Annotated in this window: 18 protein-coding genes; 14 read left to right on the top strand and 4 right to left on the bottom strand. The window is 61.8% G+C overall.

What is annotated here, in order from left to right; genetic code table 11:
* The first annotated feature begins 26 nt into the window (after positions 1–26).
* The 9 genes from E5K00_RS09155 (at position 27) to E5K00_RS09115 (ending at position 9773) form a co-directional block, all read left to right on the top strand.
* Entirely contained in the window at positions 27–521 is a 495-nt protein-coding gene (locus tag E5K00_RS09155) for a sterol desaturase family protein (RefSeq protein ID WP_245328247.1), read from the top strand.
* A gap of 11 nt (positions 522–532) precedes the next feature.
* Positions 533–1432: a MerR family transcriptional regulator gene (locus E5K00_RS09150; RefSeq protein ID WP_135462915.1), complete on the top strand. Its 900-nt coding sequence runs from the start codon at positions 533–535 to the stop codon at positions 1430–1432.
* Between the two features lie 287 nt (positions 1433–1719).
* Positions 1720–2235 (top strand): sigma-70 family RNA polymerase sigma factor, encoded by a 516-nt coding sequence (locus E5K00_RS09145; protein WP_135462914.1) that lies wholly within the window; start codon positions 1720–1722, stop codon positions 2233–2235.
* A 304-nt stretch (positions 2236–2539) separates the two neighbouring features.
* The gene (locus E5K00_RS09140; protein ID WP_245328246.1) at positions 2540–4042 is read left to right on the top strand and encodes a phytoene desaturase family protein; all 1503 of its coding nucleotides are present in this window, start codon (positions 2540–2542) and stop codon (positions 4040–4042) included.
* A gap of 132 nt (positions 4043–4174) precedes the next feature.
* The gene (locus E5K00_RS09135; RefSeq protein ID WP_135462913.1) at positions 4175–5017 is read left to right on the top strand and encodes a phytoene/squalene synthase family protein; all 843 of its coding nucleotides are present in this window, start codon (positions 4175–4177) and stop codon (positions 5015–5017) included.
* 69 nt (positions 5018–5086) lie between these two features.
* Positions 5087–5563 carry a hypothetical protein gene (locus tag E5K00_RS09130; protein ID WP_135462912.1) on the top strand — a complete coding sequence of 159 codons (477 nt, stop codon included), beginning with the start codon at positions 5087–5089 and terminating at the stop codon, positions 5561–5563.
* 331 nt (positions 5564–5894) lie between these two features.
* Complete coding sequence (locus E5K00_RS09125) at positions 5895–6743, top strand: 4-hydroxy-3-methylbut-2-enyl diphosphate reductase (protein ID WP_135462911.1); 849 nt, start codon at positions 5895–5897, stop codon at positions 6741–6743.
* 143 nt (positions 6744–6886) lie between these two features.
* Positions 6887–7543, top strand: a complete 657-nt coding sequence (locus E5K00_RS09120; RefSeq protein WP_135463717.1) for a fatty acid desaturase — start codon at positions 6887–6889, stop codon at positions 7541–7543.
* A 274-nt stretch (positions 7544–7817) separates the two neighbouring features.
* Positions 7818–9773, top strand: a complete 1956-nt coding sequence (locus E5K00_RS09115) for an ATP-binding protein (RefSeq protein ID WP_167856816.1) — start codon at positions 7818–7820, stop codon at positions 9771–9773.
* Here the strand turns inward: E5K00_RS09115 and E5K00_RS09110 are convergent.
* Complete coding sequence (locus tag E5K00_RS09110; protein WP_135462909.1) at positions 9721–10464, bottom strand: LytR/AlgR family response regulator transcription factor; 744 nt, start codon at positions 10462–10464, stop codon at positions 9721–9723. The two genes, E5K00_RS09115 and E5K00_RS09110, sit on opposite strands and share 53 nt — an antisense overlap.
* A 258-nt stretch (positions 10465–10722) precedes the next feature.
* On the opposite strand from E5K00_RS09110, the gene E5K00_RS09105 reads away from it, so the two are divergent.
* On the top strand, positions 10723–11292 hold the full coding sequence (locus tag E5K00_RS09105) for a hypothetical protein (protein WP_135462908.1): 570 nt from the start codon (positions 10723–10725) through the stop codon (positions 11290–11292).
* Positions 11293–11368: 76 nt separating this feature from the next.
* Here the strand turns inward: E5K00_RS09105 and E5K00_RS09100 are convergent, their stop codons facing one another.
* From E5K00_RS09100 to E5K00_RS09090, 3 genes are all read right to left on the bottom strand, one after another.
* On the bottom strand, positions 11369–11758 hold the full coding sequence (locus E5K00_RS09100; RefSeq protein WP_135462907.1) for a heavy-metal-associated domain-containing protein: 390 nt from the start codon (positions 11756–11758) through the stop codon (positions 11369–11371).
* A 94-nt stretch (positions 11759–11852) separates the two neighbouring features.
* Positions 11853–14153 (bottom strand): TonB-dependent receptor, encoded by a 2301-nt coding sequence (locus E5K00_RS09095; protein ID WP_135462906.1) that lies wholly within the window; start codon positions 14151–14153, stop codon positions 11853–11855.
* 75 nt (positions 14154–14228) lie between these two features.
* On the bottom strand, positions 14229–14675 hold the full coding sequence (locus E5K00_RS09090) for an HYC_CC_PP family protein (RefSeq protein ID WP_135462905.1): 447 nt from the start codon (positions 14673–14675) through the stop codon (positions 14229–14231).
* Between the two features lie 341 nt (positions 14676–15016).
* Between E5K00_RS09090 and mraZ the strand changes: the two genes are divergently transcribed.
* From mraZ to E5K00_RS09070, 4 genes are all read left to right on the top strand, one after another.
* Positions 15017–15493 carry a division/cell wall cluster transcriptional repressor MraZ gene (gene mraZ / locus E5K00_RS09085; RefSeq protein WP_135462904.1) on the top strand — a complete coding sequence of 159 codons (477 nt, stop codon included), beginning with the start codon at positions 15017–15019 and terminating at the stop codon, positions 15491–15493.
* Entirely contained in the window at positions 15490–16422 is a 933-nt protein-coding gene (gene rsmH / locus E5K00_RS09080) for a 16S rRNA (cytosine(1402)-N(4))-methyltransferase RsmH (protein WP_135462903.1), read from the top strand. Before mraZ ends, rsmH begins: the two co-directional genes overlap by 4 nt.
* Before the next feature lie 95 nt (positions 16423–16517).
* A complete protein-coding gene (locus E5K00_RS22950) occupies positions 16518–17189 on the top strand; it encodes an FtsL-like putative cell division protein (RefSeq protein ID WP_210114289.1) in 672 nt (223 codons plus the stop codon).
* Positions 17173–19482, top strand: a complete 2310-nt coding sequence (locus E5K00_RS09070; protein WP_135462902.1) for a penicillin-binding protein — start codon at positions 17173–17175, stop codon at positions 19480–19482. The genes E5K00_RS22950 and E5K00_RS09070 overlap by 17 nt, the downstream gene beginning before the upstream one ends.
* The last annotated feature ends 5 nt before the right edge of the window (positions 19483–19487 follow it).

The following is a 19487-nucleotide window of genomic DNA, read 5'->3' as shown; positions in this document are numbered from 1 at the left end:
ACTCAACCATACCACGCATGACAACAATGGCAGCCGTTGCCCTTACCTCGGCTACTTTCCTGGGAATGGAGTTTGTTGCCTGGTTTATGCACAAATACGTGCTGCACGGCGCGCTGTGGTTTCTGCACCGCTCGCACCACGTGCGCCATCCGCACCACTTCGAGCGCAACGACTTTTTCTTCCTGTTTTATGGTGCCTTGTCGATGGCGGGCATCATGTACGGCTCGGCCGAAAAAGACTGGCGCTTTTGGGTCGGAATCGGCATTGCGGCGTACGGCACCGTGTATTTCTTCGTTCACGACGTGCTGATTCACGGCCGGCTGCGCTTCTGGCGCAAGTCGGGCAATAAGTATCTGCGGGCCCTAAACATGGCGCACAAGATGCACCACAAGACCACCGGGCGCGACGGCTCCGAGGAGTTCGGGATGCTCTGGGTGTCGCCCAAGTATTTTGAGCTGGCCCGCCGCAAGCCCGCGCCCGGCCGGGCCGGCCGTAACTTATCCGCTTCATCGAATTCGTAGGGACTGCTACCGTGGGACATTTTTCAATCAGCGACCTGGAGAGTATTTCCGGCATCAAGGCGCACACCATTCGGATGTGGGAGCAGCGCTACGGCATTCTGCAGCCCGTTCGGACCCAGACCAACATTCGCACCTACTGCGACGATGACCTGCGGCGGCTGCTGAACGTGGCTACGCTGTGCGGGCAGGGCCACCGCATTTCCAAAGTCGCGCAGCTCAGTGAGCAGGAGCTGGCCTCGGCCGTTATTTCCTGCTGCCAGGACCCCCACGACTACGCCCGCCAGATTCAGGCGCTGCTGGCGGCTACCCTGGAGATGAATGAGCCGCAGCTGGGCAAGCTGCTCAACGGCGCCATTCGCCAGCTGGGCTTCGAGCAGGCCGTGCTGCACGTGGCCTATCCGTTTCTGCAGCGGGTGGGCCTGCTGTGGCAGACGGGCAGCATCAACCCGGCCCAGGAACACCTGGTGACCAACCTGATCCGGCAGAAAATCGTGGTGGGTATCGACCAGCTGCCGCCCGTGCCGCCCCGGGAGGCGCGGCGCTGGGTGCTGTTTCTGCCCGAAGGCGAGCTGCACGAGCTGGCCCTGCTGTTTATGAACTACGCCCTGCGGGCCCGGGAGCAGCACGTGCTGTACCTGGGGCAAAACCTGCCGATCAGTGAGCTGGAACGGGTATGCCAGGCCTATGAGCCGCACGTCGTGGGCACGGTGCTGACGGCCGTGCCCGAGCGCAGCCAGGTGCAGGCTTATATTAATGAGCTGGCCCAGCGCTGCCCCGGCGTCATGCTGGTGCTGTATGGTCCGCTGCTGAACTGCCAAAAGCTGACGCTACCCGAGAAGGCCATCATTCCCGGGCTGATGACGGACTTTCTGGCCCTGATAGACGAGCTGCACCAGCAGAAGGACAAATAAAAAATTATGGCCTTGATCGAAAAGCAGCGCGCTGCCCCGGAGAGCGGCGCGCTGCTTTTCTGCTTTTTTTCACCGGGTGATACGTCGGGTTCATCTCCCAAAGTAGGAGGCAAGCCGAATTTATTGGCAAAAGGACAACCGCCAAAGCTGCGAGTCGTACCTTGGTCGCAGATTAATGTACCGACATATAAATGTGGGCTAGTGGAGAAAAATTCTTATCTAAGTTAGTTGCCATTCAAATCTTCCCGTATATTTGTTTAACCTTTTGCCACGAAAAGCTAAACAGTATGACCTCTTTGGAATTCACCGATCAAGTACAAAAGATTTCCTACTCCCTAAAGCCCGTGGCCATGAACTTGACCCGCGACGCTGACGATGCCAAGGACTTAGTGCAGGAGACGTTGCTCAAAGCCATGTTGAACAAAGACAAGTTCAAGACGGGTACCAACCTGAAGGCGTGGTTGTACACCATCATGCGCAACACCTTCATCAACAACTACAACAAGATTACCAAGCGCAATAGCAATATTGACAGCACGGAGTATTTCCAATACTTCAACACCGACGAAAACTACATTACCCACAACGGCGCTACCTCCGACTTTGTGGTGACGGACATCAACGAGGCCATTGCCAACCTGTCGGCCGACTACCGGACGCCGTTCATGATGTACTACATTGGCTACAAGTACCTTGAAATAGCCGAGAAGCTGCAGATTCCGATTGGAACGGTGAAGAACCGGATTCACATTGCCCGCAAAGAGCTGAAAGACGCTCTGAAGGTTTACGCCCCCGGCGTGTAGGGAATAGGGAGAATAGAACTTGCGCCCGGGCGTAATGCGGGCCGTCAGCACCCGGGCACCTGCCCGATGCTGGCGGCCCGTAGTTGTTTTCGGCCCTTTTTGCGCCGTGCGGCCTGGCCAGGCAGCTGCGGCAGGCTACAACATTCACAGGGCCTTTCTACCCAGATACTTGGGAAGCTGTGGCTGCCTTTTGCCCCGCCCGCGTACGTGGTCTTAACCGGTGCCGGCTTCGGAGTGAGCCGGCGCGGCCGAAACAAAGTTGGGAGCGGGTTTGTAGCTTGCCACCACCTTTTCCCTGCTCAGCTTGACTACCACCGCTACTGCTCCCCAACACGTCCTGGTTATCGGCGCCGGCTTTGCTGGCCTCTCGGCGGCTACCTGCCTGGCCCAGCGCGGCTACCGCGTTACGGTGCTGGAGAAGAACGAAGGACCCGGCGGCCGGGCCCGGGTGTTCCAGGCCGAGGGCTTCACCTTCGACATGGGGCCGAGCTGGTACTGGATGCCCGACGTGTTCGAGAAATACTTTGGTCGCTTCGGCCGCAAGGTGGCTGACTACTACGACCTGGTGCGCCTCGACCCGTCGTACCAGGTTATCTTCGGAGCCGAAGACGCCGTGGACATTCCGGCGAAAATGGCCGAGCTGCGCCAGCTGTTCGAACACTACGAACCCGGCAGCGCCGCCCGCCTCGACGAGTTTCTCAAGCAGGCAGCCTACAAGTACCAGGTGGGCATCAACCGGCTGGTGTACGCGCCCAGCCGCTCCCTGCTGGAGTTTGCCGACCCCAAGCTGCTGGTGGATATGGTGCGCATGGACGTGCTGCAAAGCATGCACAAGCACGTGCGGCGCTTTTTCCAGAACCCGAAGCTGCTGCAGCTGGTGGAGTTCCCGATTCTGTTTCTGGGCGCCACCTCCGAAAATACGCCCGCCCTGTATTCGCTGATGAACTACGCCGACCTGGCGCTGGGCACCTGGTACCCGAAAGGCGGCATGCACCAGATTGTGCAGGGCATGGTGAAGCTGGCCCAAGAGCAGGGCGTGGTGCTGGAATACAACCAGGAAGTGCAGGAAATAACGGTGGAAAACGGCCGCGCTACGGGCGTTCGGACGGCTGCCGGCTTCCGGGCCGCCGACGTGGTGGTGGCCGGCGCCGACTACCACCACGCTGAGCAGCACCTGCTGCAACCCGAGCACCGCCACTACGACGAAGCCTACTGGAACAAGCGCACGATGGCGCCGTCCTCCCTGCTGTTTTACCTGGGCATCAACAAGCGCCTGCCCAAGCTGCGCCACCACAACCTGTTTTTCGACGAGGACTTCCGCCAGCACGCCCACGAAATCTACGAGGAGCCGCAGTGGCCCAGCAAGCCGCTGTTCTACGTGTCGGCCCCGTCGCAGACGGACCCCACGGTGGCCCCGGCGGGCTGCGAAAACCTGTTTCTGCTGATTCCGGTGGCCCCCGACCTGGCCGACCCCGACGAAACCCGGGAGCGGTACTATCACCAGATTATGGACCGGCTGGAGCGCCACGTGGGCGAGACTATCCGCGACGCGGTGGTGTATAAGCGCAGCTACGCCCACCGCGACTTCATAGCCGACTACCACAGCTACAAGGGCAATGCCTACGGACTGGCCAATACGCTGCGGCAGACGGCCATTCTGAAGCCGACGCTGAAAAGCAAAAAGGTTAGTAATCTGTATTTTACCGGTCAGCTGACGGTGCCGGGACCGGGTGTGCCTCCGTCGCTGATTTCGGGGCAGGTAGTAGCTACGGAAGTGGAAAAAGAGCAGGGCGGCCCCCGGCGCTAAGGCTGGGTCGACTGCAAACCCTCTGCCGTTTAGCTGGTTACAATGACAGGCAAACTGCCGCCCCGCTTACCTTCGTACTAACCCTCTGCGCCCGGATTCATCCTTTCTTCTCTGCCACCCAACTTTGCCCCCGTGGACCACGTTGCCCTTTTCGACCAAACCAGCCTGGCCTGTAGCAAGCTTATCACCAAGCGCTACAGTACCTCGTTCACGCTGGGCATCCGCACGCTCGACCCGCGGTTTCACCTGCCGGTGTATGCCGTGTATGGCTTCGTCCGCTGGGCCGACGAAATTGTGGATACCTTCCACGACTACGACAAGGCCGCCCTGTTTGCCGACTTCCGGCGCCAGACCGACGAGGCCCTGGCCACGGGCTTCAGCCTGAACCCCGTGCTGCATTCCTTCCAGCTCATGGTGCGCCGCTACGGCATCGACCGGGAGTTTATTGAGGCCTTCCTGAAGAGCATGGAAATGGACCTGGAAGACCGTAGCTACCACCAGTCGATGTATGAGGAGTACATCTACGGCTCGGCCGAAGTAGTGGGCCTGATGTGCCTGCGCATCTTCTGCGAGGGCAACGAAGCGCTGTTTGAGCGTCTGCGCGAGCCGGCCCGCCGCCTGGGTTCCGCCTTTCAGAAAGTGAATTTCCTGCGCGACATCCGCTCCGACTACGAGGAGCGGGGCCGGGTGTACTTTCCCGGCGTCGTCTACGAGCGGTTCGACGACGCGGTGAAGCGCGACATCGAGGCTGACATTCGGGCGGATTTCGAAGCTGGCTACGCGGGCATCGTGCAGCTGCCCCGCGCGGCGCGGCTGGGCGTCTACCTGGCATACGTGTATTACCTGAAGCTTTTCCACAAGATTCGGCAGCTGCCGGCGGCACGAATATTGGGTGAGCGGGTGCGCGTGCCCGACAACACGAAGCTGTTGTTGCTGATGGGTTCGTACTTTCGCTACCGCCTCCGGGCCATCTGACCACGAACGTACCTGCGTGTGAACCGTTTTCTGCTGTTTCTTTTCCCCCTTTTTACGCTTTTTTCCGCCGTGTCCGCTACCTCGCCCTATCACCTGCCCACCCTGCGCCGCCACTACGAGCAAGCCGCTGCCGACAAGGCGGCCGGCGAAAAGTTCTACAAGCTCATGGCCGACTACAACGATAAGGACGCCGTGATTCTGGGCTACAAAGGCGCGGCCGAAGCCATTCGGGCCCGCGACGCCTCGATGTTCAACAAGCTGAGCTACGTGCAGGCCGCCAGCCGCACCTTCGACCAGGCCGTGGCCCTGGCCCCAACCAATGCCGAAGTGCGCTTCCTGCGCTTCAGCGTCGAAACCAACTTGCCTTCATTCCTGGGCCTGAGCCAGCACGTGGACGAGGACCGGCAGCTACTGGTGCAGACCCTGCTCAAGCACCCCCAGTCGGGCCTCGATGCCGAGGCGTTCCAGACCGTGCGCAGTTTCCTCGTGAACCGGGGCCACGTCAGCGACGAGCAGGCGCAGCAGCTAAGCCGTATCAGCAGCTAAGCTGTGTTATTCAGATAGTTGAAAAAGCCGTGCCAAGTCCTGGTACGGCTTTTCTGTATGGGGCAGGGTATGTAGTTTGTTTAACTTATTGGGGTAAAGAATAAAACAAAATAAGCAGTCCGGAGTATAGGTGTAAGCAAACAATTACTTACCGATTAGGTGGCTGAAACGCGGCTGCCGGCATTGTCCAGCGCAGGAGGAGGGAGGCTTACTCCCTTGCCAACGCGAAAACAACTGCCGCCGTGAGAACCACATTTGTTCCGTATTTCGTACCTTTTACATCCGTGGAGCCCAACCGTAACTTTCCGCCCGCTTCCTTGGTTACCGAGCTATGCCGCACCACCTGAGCGTCCGTATTGATCCTAATTCCGGCTTCTGCTTCGGCGTAATCTATGCCATTCAGATGGCGGAGGATATCCTCGATGAACAGGGCTACCTGTACTGCCTGGGCGATATTGTGCACAACGACGAGGAGGTGGAGCGCCTGGAGCAGCGCGGCCTGCGCATCATCGACTACGATACGTTTGCCAATCTGCGCGACGAAAAAGTGCTGATCCGGGCGCACGGCGAGCCCCCGAGCACCTACCAGACGGCCCTGGAAAACGATTTGACGCTGATTGACGCTTCCTGTCCGGTGGTGCTCAAGCTCCAGAACCGCATCAAGACCAGCTACGACAAGCAGGAAAAAATCTTCATCTACGGCAAGCACGGCCACGCCGAAGTGCGGGGCCTGCTGGGGCAGACCAGCGGCAACGCTGTCGTGTTTGAGAACCTGGATGAGCTGCTCAGCCACGAGCTGCCTGCCAACATCACGCTCTACAGCCAGACCACCAAAAGCACCGACAGCTTCTACCGCATCAAAGGCGAGCTGGAACACCGGGGCTACGCTGTCAATCCGAACGACACGATTTGCCGGCAGGTCAGCAACCGCGACAAAGACCTGCGCAAGTTTGCCGCCCAATACGACCAGATTGTCTTTGTCTCGGGCACCAAAAGCAGCAACGGCAAGGTATTGTACCAGGTCTGTAAGGATACCAATCCGAATACGCACTTTATTTCCAAGGTCGATGAGCTTTGCGCCGAGGCTTTCCGGCCCGGCCAGTCGGTCGGCATCTGCGGGGCTACCAGCACGCCCATGTGGCTGATGGAAGACGTGCGCGACGCTCTATTAGCCATGTAAAACCGCGACCTTCGCAGTATTCGCCGGTTCGTATCGGTGGTTACAGAATTGAGTTTATGCCCGCAGCCCCCACGCAGTCTACATCCGCCGTGCCCGTTTCCCGCCGGGTTAAGCCCGAGCCGCTGGGCTGGGCCGGAGTAGGCATGGGGCTAGCTATTATCGGGGCCTGGACGGCTTTGCTGACCTTTCTACTGGCGTTTTACCAGCCCGACTGGCACACGCCCGCACCCTATCTGCTGGCTTTGGTGCAGATGCACCTCTACACCGGCCTCTTCATTACGGCCCACGACGCCATGCACGGGGTGGTAAGTGCCAACCGGCGGCTGAACGCGGCGCTGGGCACGGTGGCGGCGTTTCTATTTGCCTACAACTGGTATCCCCGGCTACTGCCCAAGCACCACGAGCACCACCGCCACGTCGGCACCGCCGCCGACCCGGATTACCACGATGGTAAGCACCCGGGGTTTGCGCCGTGGCTGTTGCGCTTTGCCCTGAACTACGTCACATGGTGGCAAATCGGACTGATGGCTCTGACGTATAATCTGCTCAAGCTGGCTTTTCCGATGGCCAACGTCATTGCCTTCTGGATGGTCCCGGCGGTGCTGGCTACGGGGCAGCTCTTTTTCTTTGGCACCTACCTGCCGCACCGGGGCGAGCATGCGCCCGAAAACCAGCACCGGTCGCGCACCCAGCTGCGGCATCATGCCTGGGCCTTCGTGAGCTGCTACTTTTTTGGCTACCACTACGAGCACCACGACCAGCCGTATTTGCCGTGGTGGCGGCTGTGGCGCACCAAGTAAGCTAGACGCTGCCCGGTGCAGGATTCCCTTTGCTGATGTTCAGGTGTTTCAACAGGACGGTTAACGCCGGAATGTGGCTATATTCAGGCTTCGCTACTTCCTTGCTGAGTTGCTGGCTGGCCACATGACGCGCACCTGTTTGTACTGCTTGCACATTTGCTGGATCTGGGTCCTGGTGCTTGGCAGCGCCAGCCGTACGCATGCCGCTGCGCCAACTATTACGAGTCCTTACTCCCAGGCCACTGAGGCGGGGCTGGGACTTGCTACCCGGCCCGTGCCACTGAATCCCGAAGCACGGCTGCGCTACGGCGAGCGGCTGCTGGAGCAGGCCGTTGCCGCCCAAAGTGCGGGCAAGCAAGCAGCCAGCCACCGCATCATTGCTTCGGCGCAGAACGAGCTGCGCCACTACGACCAGGCCTTACGGCACTACCGGGCCGCCCGGCGCCTGCACCAGCACCTACGCCTGTCCCACCACGCCACCGTTGACCTAGCACATGTGGGGCACACGCTGTTTATTCAGGGCGACACCGGCCAGGCGCGGCGGGCGTACCAGGCGGCCCTGCAAGCCTTCACCACGTTGCGGCAGCCGACGGCTGCGGCCTACGTGCTGGGGCAGTTGGGGCTGCTCTACGGGCGCCAGCAGAAATGGCAGCAGGCCTTGGCCAGCCAGCAGCAGGCGCTGCGCACCTGGCAGCAGAACCGCGACTCAGCCAAGGTCGCCGCGACGCTCAATGCCTTGGGCAATCTGTATTATCAGCAGCGGCAATACAGCCGCGCCCTGTTCCATTTGCGCCGCGCTATGCAGGTAGCGCGGCCCACTGACAGCCTGGCCCTGAGTGAGAGCCTAAACAGCGTGGGGCAGGTGTATCAGGATCTGAGCAACGATGAGCAGGCCCTGACCAGCTTTCTGCGGGCCGAGCAGCTGTTGCCCCACGCCGCCCCGGCCGGCGTGCGGGCCACTCTCTGGCAGGGCATTGCCGCCGCCCACGATTCGCTGGGCCACTGGTCGGCGGCCCAGCAGGCGTTGCTCAGCAGCTTGCCCATTGCGCGGCTGGGTGGCTCGAAGGCCCAGCTGAGTGCCATTTATCAGGCGTTGGCTGCGGTATATCGGCGCACCGGCAATTACCGGCAGGCCCTGGCTGCCATGACGCGGTTTGCCGGGCTGAAAGACAGTGCGTTTGCCGAGGAGCGCTCCGCACAGGTAGCGGAGCTGCGCACGCGCTACGAAACGGAAAAAAAAGAGCGGGAAATTCAGCTGCTGATCAAGGACCGGCAGATTCAGGAGGCCAACCTGCGGCGGCAGAAAGTCGTGCGCAACGCCCTGGCCGCCGGGGCCGTGCTGCTGCTGCTCATGGTGGCCGGCCTCTACCGCGGGCGGCAGCAGCAGGTGCGGGTCAACCGGCTGCTGGAGCGCAAGAATGCGGCCATCAACCGGCAAAAGGAAGAGCTGGGGCGGCTCAATCAAACCAAGGACACCCTATTTTCCGTCATTTCCCACGATTTGCGCAGTCCGCTCAGCTCCCTGTATTCCCTCTTGAGCCTGCTGAACATGGGCGCGTTGCCTCCTGAGCGGCTGGCCCTGCACTCGGCCCGCCTCACCCGGGGCCTGAACAATACGCTGCTGCTGCTCGACAACCTGCTGAACTGGTCGGCGGCCCAGATGAAGAAAGATAAAATCCGCCCCGAGCGGGTGCGCCTCGACGTCCTGGCCGAAGAAGCGGTGGCCCTGCTGCTGGGCGATGCCGAGCGCAAAACCATTCTGTTGCTCAATCAGCTGCCGGTGCCCACGCTGGTGCGGGCCGACGTAAATATGGTGCGGCTGGTGCTGCGCAATCTGCTCGGCAACGCCATTAAGTTTACGCCCGAAGGCGGCACCGTCACGCTTACCGCCGCCGCGCAGGGCACTATGTGGGCCGTGAGCGTGCACGATACCGGCATTGGTATTGCCGCTGCCGACCAAGATAAAGTGTTCGGTAAAGCGGGGCCTTTCTCAACGCTGGGTACGGCCCGCGAAAAAGGGACGGGCCTGGGGCTGCAGCTCTGCCAGGACTTCGTCGAACGCAACGGGGGCCAACTGTCCCTGGCGAGCATCGTTGGGCAGGGCACCACGTTCACCTTTACTTTGCCCGCGCTAAGCCTCGGGCCGGCCGCTGGCGAAGCGGAATCCGGGCCGGCCCTTACTGCGGTTGCTGCCGCCGAATCAGGGACCGGTTCACAATTCGCTCCGTAACCCGCTCCCGGTAGGTTTGGCCCAGCGGCAGGGAATGGCCCCCAACCTTCACTTCCAGATTGCTGACGGCCTCAATGCGGGCCGTATTGACCAGGTAGGAGCGGTGCGTACGCACAAACAGGCCCGGGGGCAGCTGCTCTTCAATGTTCTTGAGGTTGACCAGCGTCAGGTGGGTGCGGCCGTCGGCCGTGTTGATTTTGGTGAAATCCTTCAGGGCCTCGATGTAGAGTACTTCCCGGTAATGCAGGCGCACGAACTGCGCGTCGGTGCGAATAAAAAACGAGCCCCAGCCGGATAGAATATCCTGATTGCCATCCGACTCAACCAGATTCGTGCGCAGGATGCCAGCTATTTTGTTGACGGCTTTCAAAAACCGGTCGAGCGAAATAGGCTTCAGCAGAAAGTCAATAACGTCCAGATTAAAGCCTTCCATGGCGTACTGCGGGTAGGACGTCATCAGCACCACCAGAGGCGGGTGCTGCAGGGAGCGGACCAGGTCGAGGCCGCTGAGGTGGGGCATGGTCACATCGGAGAAGAGCACCTGCACGTCGTGCTGCATCAGGTAGCGGTGCGCGTCCAGCGGGTCGGTAAAGGCCGCCTTCACGTCCAATACGTCGGTCATGGCCACGTAGGCTTGCAGCAAGTCCAGCACCAGCGGGTCGTCGTCGAGCAGCAAACAGCTAATCTTCATAAAGCGCGAGTTTCGAATAGGGAGTGGGTGAATATAGAAAGTTTAAATTGATTTGTGCTATTAATTATAAGAAGAAATCAATATTCGACCCATCAATACCGAGTTTCTATCTACTTTCGGAGCCGGTTGCTATACTTTAAGATCTTGGAATTAATAGAATTACATAAATTTTACTGAAATAAATCCTGACTTCTGCCCACGCAGCTCCGGCCGTTTTCTTCTCGTGCATGCTTGCTTCTGCCAACACACCTACCTCTTATGAAACGTATTGCCAGTACTTCCAGGTCGGCTTTGCCGCCCGTAGTGCTGGGGGTTGAGCTAACCATCGCCAATCACCAGGACTTGCGCCGGTCGCTTCGCTCAGCCTTCGGGCTGAACACCCGGGCCATCAACCTGCGCATTGATCCGAGCATGGATCTGATTTACCTCTGCGAAGCGACGCTGCCCAACACGCTGCCCTGCCTGGCCAGCATCACGGGGCCGGGGGTAACGGCCGTTATTCTGCGTTCGGTGCGCCTGGAGTGGCACCCGGAAAGCAACCACGCCATCGGGCGGGGCACGCCCACGCTGGCCGCCCTGGAAAGCGGCAACTGCTTTCTGACTGCCAACGGCCGCAAGGTGTGCATTGCCTCCTTTACCAGCCGCAACGTGCATCCGACGCGGATTCTGATGGAGCCGCAGGGGGAGCCCAACCTGCTGGAATACCTGCGGGCGGAGTACTTCACCCTGGAAATATCGGGAACCAACCGCCGCCGCCTTACCCGTTCTCTGGCCTTTAGCGCCGTGCTGGAGTTTGACGTCAAAACGGCATCGGGGGCTCAGGCGTAGCGGCTATATCGGCCTGGCCTAAACCCGAAGAAGCCTGCGCAACGCGCCGGCTTCTTCGGGTTTTATGCGGGCGGGCTTAGTGGCCGGTGCCGGGGTGCACGCTGTTGGTCTTTTTGCAGCAGTCGGGCAGCCGGTCGTAGGCGCGGGGCTCGGCTACCTGGGTATCGGCGTCGTAGCCGGTGCGCTGCACGGCCGTGCGCAAAGCGTCCGGGGTCGTCTTGTCGGGCCGGTAGGCCACGGTCAGGACCTGGCTGGCCACGTCCAGGTGGGCTTCCTGCACGCCTTTTTCGTAGGCCATAGCCTTTTCCAGCCGGGCCTTGCACATGTCGCACACGGCCGAGGTTTTCACCTGTAGCTGCTCGGTAGCGGGGCCTTTGGCCTTGGCGGCCGGGGCTTTCTGGGCGTAGCCAAACTGGCTGAACAGCAGGACGAAGGCCGACAGCAGAACTGATTTCAGAGTATTCATAGAGTTGCTTAAAAGAAGGGGAGGAGGCAAAAAGGAGGAATGCAACGGGACTGGGTGCTCCGATAACAAAGAGCTTGCCGGAAGAAGTGCCCGCTTACTCAATCGTAAAGCGCAGGCCGGCGTAGGTCAGCCGCCCGTAGGTAGGCCCCCAGATCATGGCGGCATCGAAGGTCGGGCCGAAAGGCGCCGCCGCCCCGGCAATGGCGTCGGGCTGGCGGTAGTTAGTCAGGTTCTCGACCCCGACGTACACTTCCAGGCGCTTAAAGGCGCGCGTCACCTGGGCGTTGAGCAGGGCGTAGCGGGGCGCGTAGTTCAGGGTGAGCGGGGTGGGGTCGGTGCCGTGGGTGTGCCCGCTCATGGCCGGGTTGTGGGCCAGGGGGCGTTGGCCAAACCACTGGGTGGTTAGGTCGCCGCGCCACTTGTCGAAGGCCGTGGCGTAGCCCAGGTTGGCAAACAGGCGGTGCTGAGGCGTCAGGGCTTTGGGCAGCAGCTCGCCGCCGTAGGTCGTCTGCACGTCCAGGTACTTATACGCTGCCTTGGCCTGCAGGCCCTTGAGGAGCTCTACCTGCACTTCGGCCTGGAAGCTGCGGGAGAAAGAGCGGCCCCCCGGCTCCAGATTGCCAATTTGCAGCAGCGTGGGCAGGGTATAGGCATCGGCTACCACCTGGTTTTGAAACTCGGTGTGGTAGTAGTCGGCTACGAACGTGGCGGGGCGGCCGGCCAGGGTGAAATACTGGGTGAAGCTGCCGCCCACGTTCCAGGCCCGCTCGGGCCGCAGGTTGTTGCTGATGGCAAACTCGCGGGAGCTGACCAGCATGCCCGCGTTTTCGGCAATGGGGTTGGCCGTGCGGAAGCCCGTGCCGGCCGCCAGGCGCAGCACCGTATTGGTCAGCACGTCGTACTTCACGTTCAGGCGCGGCGTAAGCACCCAGCCGTACAGGTTGTGGTGGTCCAGACGCAGGCCGCCTACCAGGGTCAGGTTGCGGGCGTTCTGGTAGGTATACTCGGCAAAGCCGCCCGGCACCCGCTCGTAGCGGTTGCGGTGCTCCCGCTGGTAGCGCACGGCCTCGGGCTCGGAGGCATAGGTATAGCCGTCCTTATACACCTCCTGGTAGTTGTCGTGCAGGTAGCTCAGGCCCAGCCGGTAGGTGTGGGCCGTGGTGCCCAGCACGCTCTGAAACAGCAACGTGGCCAGGCCGGTGCGCTGGGTGCCGTCGTAAGTCCGGATGCCGTAGCGCGAGTCGAAAGCGTGGCTGGTGCCGCTGAGCAGCAGCCCCAGGCTCTGGTAGGGCCGGCCGGGCCAGGTGTAGGAGGTCTTGGCGAAGCCCGTGTACCGGTCGGTGGTGAGGGTGGTGCCGTAGTAGGGGCCGGGCGCGTCGCGGCGGAACTCGACCTGCCCGCCTTCCCGGGTTTCGCGCAGCGCCCCCAGGCCCACTTCGCTCACGATGCCGGTGCCCGACTTGTACTTCCACTTATTGAACAGGTTGTACTGCGTGGCCAGGGGCAAATCCAGAAAGCCGTCCTTGTTCCGGTCGACGCGGCGGCCGAGGTGGTCGGAGTGCAGCAGCAGGGCCGTGCTGAGCTTGGTGCTCAGGGGCGTGGCCAGGTTCAGGTTCAGGTCGAATTTGCCCAGGTCGTTGCCGTAGGCGTTGAACAGCAGCCGCTCGGCTTTCTCGGGCTCTTTCAGTCGCACGTTCACCTGCCCCGAAATGCTTTCGTAGCCGTTTACCACCGAGCCCATGCCCTTGATGATGTCGATGCCCTCAATCCAGGTGCCCGACAGGTAGCTCAGGCGGTAAGGCGTAGCCAGGCCGCGCAGGGCCGGCAGGTTGTCCACGGTCAGTAGGGAGTAGGCGCCGTCGAGGCCCAGCAGCTGAATCTGCTTGGCTCCCGACACGGCATCGGTGGTCGATACCTCCACCGCCGCGTTGGTTTCGAAGCTTTCCGCCAGGTTGCAGCAGGCCGATTTGGTCAGGTCGCGGCTGGTGATAATCTGGGTGTTAGTGGGCGTCAGGGAAGAATAGGCCGGCGCCCGTTCCTCAACTTTTACTTCGCCCAGCTCCACGGTGCGGCGCAGCGAGACGCGCACGAACGCCTGATCAGTAGCGGCCACGGTCAGCGTATCGGCTTTGTAGCCGAGGAAGTTGATAATAAGGTGGCTAGCCTCGCCCCGGGCCGGCCGGACGAGGGTGAATTTCCCGTTGGCATCGGTAGTGGTGCCGGCGCTGGCGGCTTCCTGCCAGCGTACGACAGCGCCGGGCAAGGGGGCGCTGCCGGCGGCGTCCAGCACCTGGCCCTGCACGGGCGCAATGGCAGCAGATTGGGCCAGCGCGGCCGGGCTGCTCAGCACCAGGCCAAGCACGGCGACCCAGGGTCGTCCTACAAAAGATTGCATAAGGTTAGTAAATTAGAACTCTTCCAGAAAATGGGGCAAGGCCCCGCGCCATAAATTGTGGCGCCGGAAGAAGTTCTAGACCTGCCAGGTGCAGACAAACGCCAGCAGCTGCCGGCCCGCCCGCAGGGGTGGGGAGGAGTCGCTGGCGTGCCAGCCGGTAGCCTGCGCCACGCGCTGGGCCGGCGTAAAGAGCGGCCAGGTATCGGTGGCCAGCCAGGCGAGGTCGAGGCTGGCCACGAGGTGCTTGGCTTGCTCGAGGGCGTGCGAAGCGGCTTCCAGCTTGTGGAAGTGGGTGCCAAACTCGCAGCAGCCTTTCTTGAGCTGGGCCTTACCGGCTAGCTGGTGCGAAGCAGCCAGTGGCCCGGCCCCGGAAGCCGGCGGGCACTTGTGCGCGGGGGCACTGAAGACGATGGCCGCCGTGCTGCGCCCGCTGCTGCGGCAGGTGTGCGACTGTACCGTCAGGCCCACCGAGGTGATGAGCACGAGCAGGGCCATGCAGGCGCTGAAGAGACGGTGGCGCATAAGGCGTTTCACAAAGGCAAAGATACGCAGCACCGCCCAGATACTGGTGCAGAATCCGGCTGCCGGGAGTGCAGGATCCTGCCGGGGGCACTTCCGGACCAAGCCGCCGCGCCCGGCCCCAGGGCCCGGCGACTGGCTCTGCCATTTTGGCAAAAGGCCGGTTTGCGTTTACCACTTTTCCCCACCAGTCTGGGTCGTGGCTTGCAAAAACCACTTTCTACAGCCTAAAAACGCCGTTTTGCGTAGTGGTAGAAAATGGTAAATCGTGGTTGCCTTTTCCCGGGCATTGCGTACTTTTGCTATCATCCCATTCCCACGCCTCGTCGGCACCCTCGGCATTTATGAACCTCCTCTCTGGCGAATATGAGTGCAAGCTGGACCCGAAAGGGCGCTTGGTGCTGCCCGCCAAGGTGAAGGCCAATCTGCCCGAAGCCTCCGGCAACCAGCTGGTGCTGGTGCGGGGCTTCGAGCCCTGCCTGGTGCTGTATCCGCGCCAGTCGTGGCGCGTGATTCACGACAAGGTGATGGCCCTGGACGAGTTCAACGAGGAGTACCGGCAGTTTCAGCGCAACTTCTTCCGCGGCATGACCGAGGTGGAGCTCGACAACATCGGGCGCTTTATGCTGCCCCGCACCATGCTGCGCTACTCCGGCATCGAGAAGGAGGCCATCATCGTGGGGCTGGGCAACCGCTGCGAAATCTGGGACCCGGAGAAGTACGACGAGTTCCTGATCAAAGACCAGCAGAGCTTCTCGAAGCTGGCCCAGAAATTTTTATCCACCGACACACCGCCCATCAGCGGCCCCCTTGCCGCATGAGCCCCGACTACCAGAACGATACCGCCTACCACCGCCCCGTGATGCTGGCCGAGTGCCTCGACGCCCTCGACCTGCGCCCCGACGGCCGCTACGTGGACGTTACCTTCGGCGGCGGCGGCCACTCGGCCCGCATGCTGGAGCGCCTCACCACCGGCCACCTCTACAGCTTCGACCAGGATGCCGACGCCGAGCGGGAAGCGGCCCGGCTGGCCCGGCCCCAGTTCACCTTCGTGCGAGCCAACTTCCGCGACCTGCACCAGGAGCTTGACCAGCGCGGCGTGCTGCCCGTCGATGGCCTGCTGGCCGATCTGGGCGTGTCGTCGCACCAGTTTGACACTCCCGAGCGGGGCTTCAGCACCCGTTTCGATGGGCCCCTGGACATGCGCATGGACCCGGAAGGGGAGCGCACGGCCGGCGACATCGTCAATGAGTACTCCGAGGCCGAGCTGCACCGCATTTTCGGCATGTACGGCGAAGTGACCAACGCCCGCACCCTGGCCCACACCCTGACTACCGCCCGGCGCGGGCAGGCCATCCAGACCATTGGGGCCCTGAAAAAGGCTATTGCACCTTGCACGCCCCGGGGCAAGGAAAACAAGTACCTGGCCCAGGTTTTTCAGGCCCTGCGCATCGAGGTGAACGACGAAATGGCGGCCCTGCAGGAAATGCTGCTGCAAACGGCCCAGGTGCTGCGCCCCGGCGGCCGCCTGGTTGTCATGTCCTACCACTCGCTCGAAGACCGGCTGGTGAAGAACTTCATGGCCAAGGGAAAATTTTTCGGGGAAGCCGAGAAAAACCTGTTCGGTCACACCAACACCCCCTTCGAGGTGCTCACGCGCAAACCCGTGGAAGCCACCGCCGAAGAAGTAGCCCTCAACAGCCGGGCCCGCTCGGCCAAGCTGCGCATCGCAGTGCGCCGCGACGAGTGAGCGTGACTTTGGCCGGATTTTCGCGCCCCGCCGCCGCTCCCGTGCCGTTGACTTTTTAAGCTGATACGCCAACCTCCTTTTCCTCTCCCGAGATTTTGGCTACCAATACCCTCAAACCCGTCGCCAATACGCCGCCCCGCGCCAACGTGCCCCGGGAAGCCGCGCCCGCGCCCGTAGCGGCGGCTCCCGAGCCTACGCCCGTGCCCGAGGCCGAGCCGGAGCCCAAACCCAAGGCGGCCAAGCCAAAAAAGGCCGCCCCGCGCAGCACCTGGAGCGTCTTTACCGTTCTGGACCGGCTCACCAGCGTCGACAGCATCTTCCGGGAAGGACTGCCGGTGCAATACCTGCCGCACGTGCTGTTCGTGATGTTTCTGATTCTGGTCTACATCGGCAACACCCACTGGGGCTACCGCATGAACCGCAGCATTCAGAAGCTGAAGCTCGAAACCGAAGACCTGCGCGCCGACTACACCACGCTGAAGTCGGACTACATGGAGGCCAGCAAGCAAAGCGAGGTGGCCCGCAAGGTGGCCGCCTACGGCCTGGTGGAAAGCTCCTCGCCGCCGTTCCGCATTACGGTGCCCGCCGGCCGCCTCGACGAGGCCGAGCTGGAAGCCCTGCCCGTACTTACCGCCGATTCGCTGGCCGCTATGTCGGCCGCCGACTCGACGGCCCTGGCTGATTCGCTGGCGGCAGCAGCCCCGGCCACGGCTACGACTAAGAAATCATCCAACTCTTCCCGCCAGAGCCATGAAAGGAAGCGTTAAGAAATCCATCGTTACCCGCGTTCGGCTGGCGTTTTTGGGCGTCTGCCTGTTTTCGTGCGCCATCATGTGGAAGGTGTCGCGCATTCAGTTCAAGGAGGGCGACAAGTGGCGCTCGTTGGAGCAGGAGCGGCGCATCGTGTACCAGCCCGTGTTTGCCACCCGTGGCAACATCTACTCCGACAACGAAAGCATTATGGCGACCTCGCTGCCCTTCTTCCGGGTGGCCTGGGACCCCAGCGTGGTCGATGACAAGACGTTCAGAGGCGGAGCCGACTCCTTGTCGCTGCTGTTGTCCCGCTTTTTCGGCGACCGGAGTCCCAAGGAATATTACCGCAAGCTGAACGACGCCAAAAACAAAAAATCCCGCTATCTGCGCCTCAACTCCCGGCAGATCAACTTCCAGGAAAAGAAGATGCTGACCCAGTGGCCTATTTTCCGGGCGGGCAAAAACAAGGGCGGCGTTATTTTCGAGAAAGTTGATAAGCGCTTCCGGCCCTTCGGCGGCCTGGCCCAGCGCACCATCGGCTTCCTGAACGAAGACAAGAACGGGGCGGGCCTGGAGTTCACCTACAACCGCCACCTGGCCGGCAAAGACGGCGAAGCGCTGTTTGAGCGCCTGCCCGGCGGCAACAAGCCCATCTACGACGGGACGGAAGTGAAGCCCCAGCCCGGCTACGACGTAAAAACCACCCTGGACATCAACCTCCAGGACGTGGCCGAAAACGCCTTATATAAGTCCCTGGTGGATAACAGCGCCCAGTACGGCTGCGTGATTCTGATGGAGGTGCAGACCGGCGAAATCAAGGCCGTGGCCAACCTGGGCAAGGTGGCCGACGGCGTGTACCGCGAAGATTACAACTACGCCATTGCCGACCAGGGCCGCACCGAGCCGGGCTCGACCTTCAAGCTGGCCTCGATGATGGCTCTGCTGGAAGACAACCCCGACCTGTCGCTCGACGATACCGTGAATACCGGCCGCACCGGCTCCATGCGCATCGCCGGGGCCGTGAAAACCGATACCCACGCCTACGGGCGGCTGTCGGTGAAGCAGGTCATTGAAAACTCGTCCAACATCGGGGTGGCTAAGCTGGTCAACGACCATTTCTCCGCCGACCCCAACAAGTACACCGACTACCTCAAGAAGTTCGGACTCGACAAGCCGCTGGGCTTCCAGATGGCGGGGGAGGCCCGGCCCTACATTAAGGACCCGCGCGACCGGTCGTGGAGCCGTACGTCGCTCAGCACCATGTGCATCGGCTACGAGCTGAAGCTGGCTCCCTTGCAGACGCTGGCGTTCTACAATGCCATTGCCAACAACGGCGTGAAGGTGCAGCCCATGATTGTCAAGGAAATCAAGCAGGCCGACAAGGTGCTGGAGCGCTTCGAGCCCAAGGTGCTGATTCCCAAAATCTGTTCCGACGAGACCCTGATCAAACTGCGCGCCATGCTCGAAGGCGTGGTGCTGGAAGGTACCGCCCGCGCCATTCAAACGCCCGACTACAGCATTGCCGGCAAAACCGGGACGGCCTGGAAGTTCAAGAACGGCCAGTATACCAAGCAGTATTCCACCAGCTTCTGCGGCTACTTCCCGGCCGACAACCCCAAATACAGCTGCATCGTGGTGGTCGACTCGCCGAAAGGCGCCAACTGGTCGGGGGCCCAGGTGGCGGCCCCCATCTTCCGGGAGGTGGCCGACAAAGCCATGGCCCGCGACATGGCCAGCCAGCGCCCCTTGCTGGCCCGGGCGCCGGCCAACAAATCGAAGGTACCCTACGTGCGGGCCGGCTTGCAGGACGAGCTGACGCTGGTGTGCCAGAAGCTGGGCGTGAGCAACCATTCCCAGGCCTCCGGCGACGACTGGGTGCGGGCCAACCGTGCCGACTCCAACGTGAATGCCGTGGACTGGAAGCCGGTGGCCGTGCGCCCCGGCCGCGTGCCCGACGTGACGGGCCTGACGTTGCGCGACGCGCTGTTTCTGCTCGAAAACCGGGGCCTGCGCGTGAAAGCTCTGGGTACGGGCCGGGTGCGGCAGCAGTCGGTGGCCGCGGGTAGCGGCATCCGGCGCGGCACCGTCGTGACGCTGTCCCTGGAGCCGATTGGCAGTAAAACGGAGGCCGCGCCCAAGGCGCTGCCGGCCCCGGAACCCACCCAACTCACCGAAAACAAGCTGATTACCGCCGCCGACCAGGACGAAGCCAAGCGAATCAAGGCGTTGAAAGCCAAGCGGCTGGCGCAGTACCGGTTAAGCCAACAGGCCGGCAAACGAACGGAAGCCGCGAAGCCCAAAGCCTAGCGCCG

This window comes from Hymenobacter aquaticus (assembly GCF_004765605.1).
Classification (GTDB): Bacteria; Bacteroidota; Bacteroidia; order Cytophagales; family Hymenobacteraceae; genus Hymenobacter; species Hymenobacter aquaticus.
This window is presented reverse-complemented; position numbering and strand designations above follow the sequence as displayed.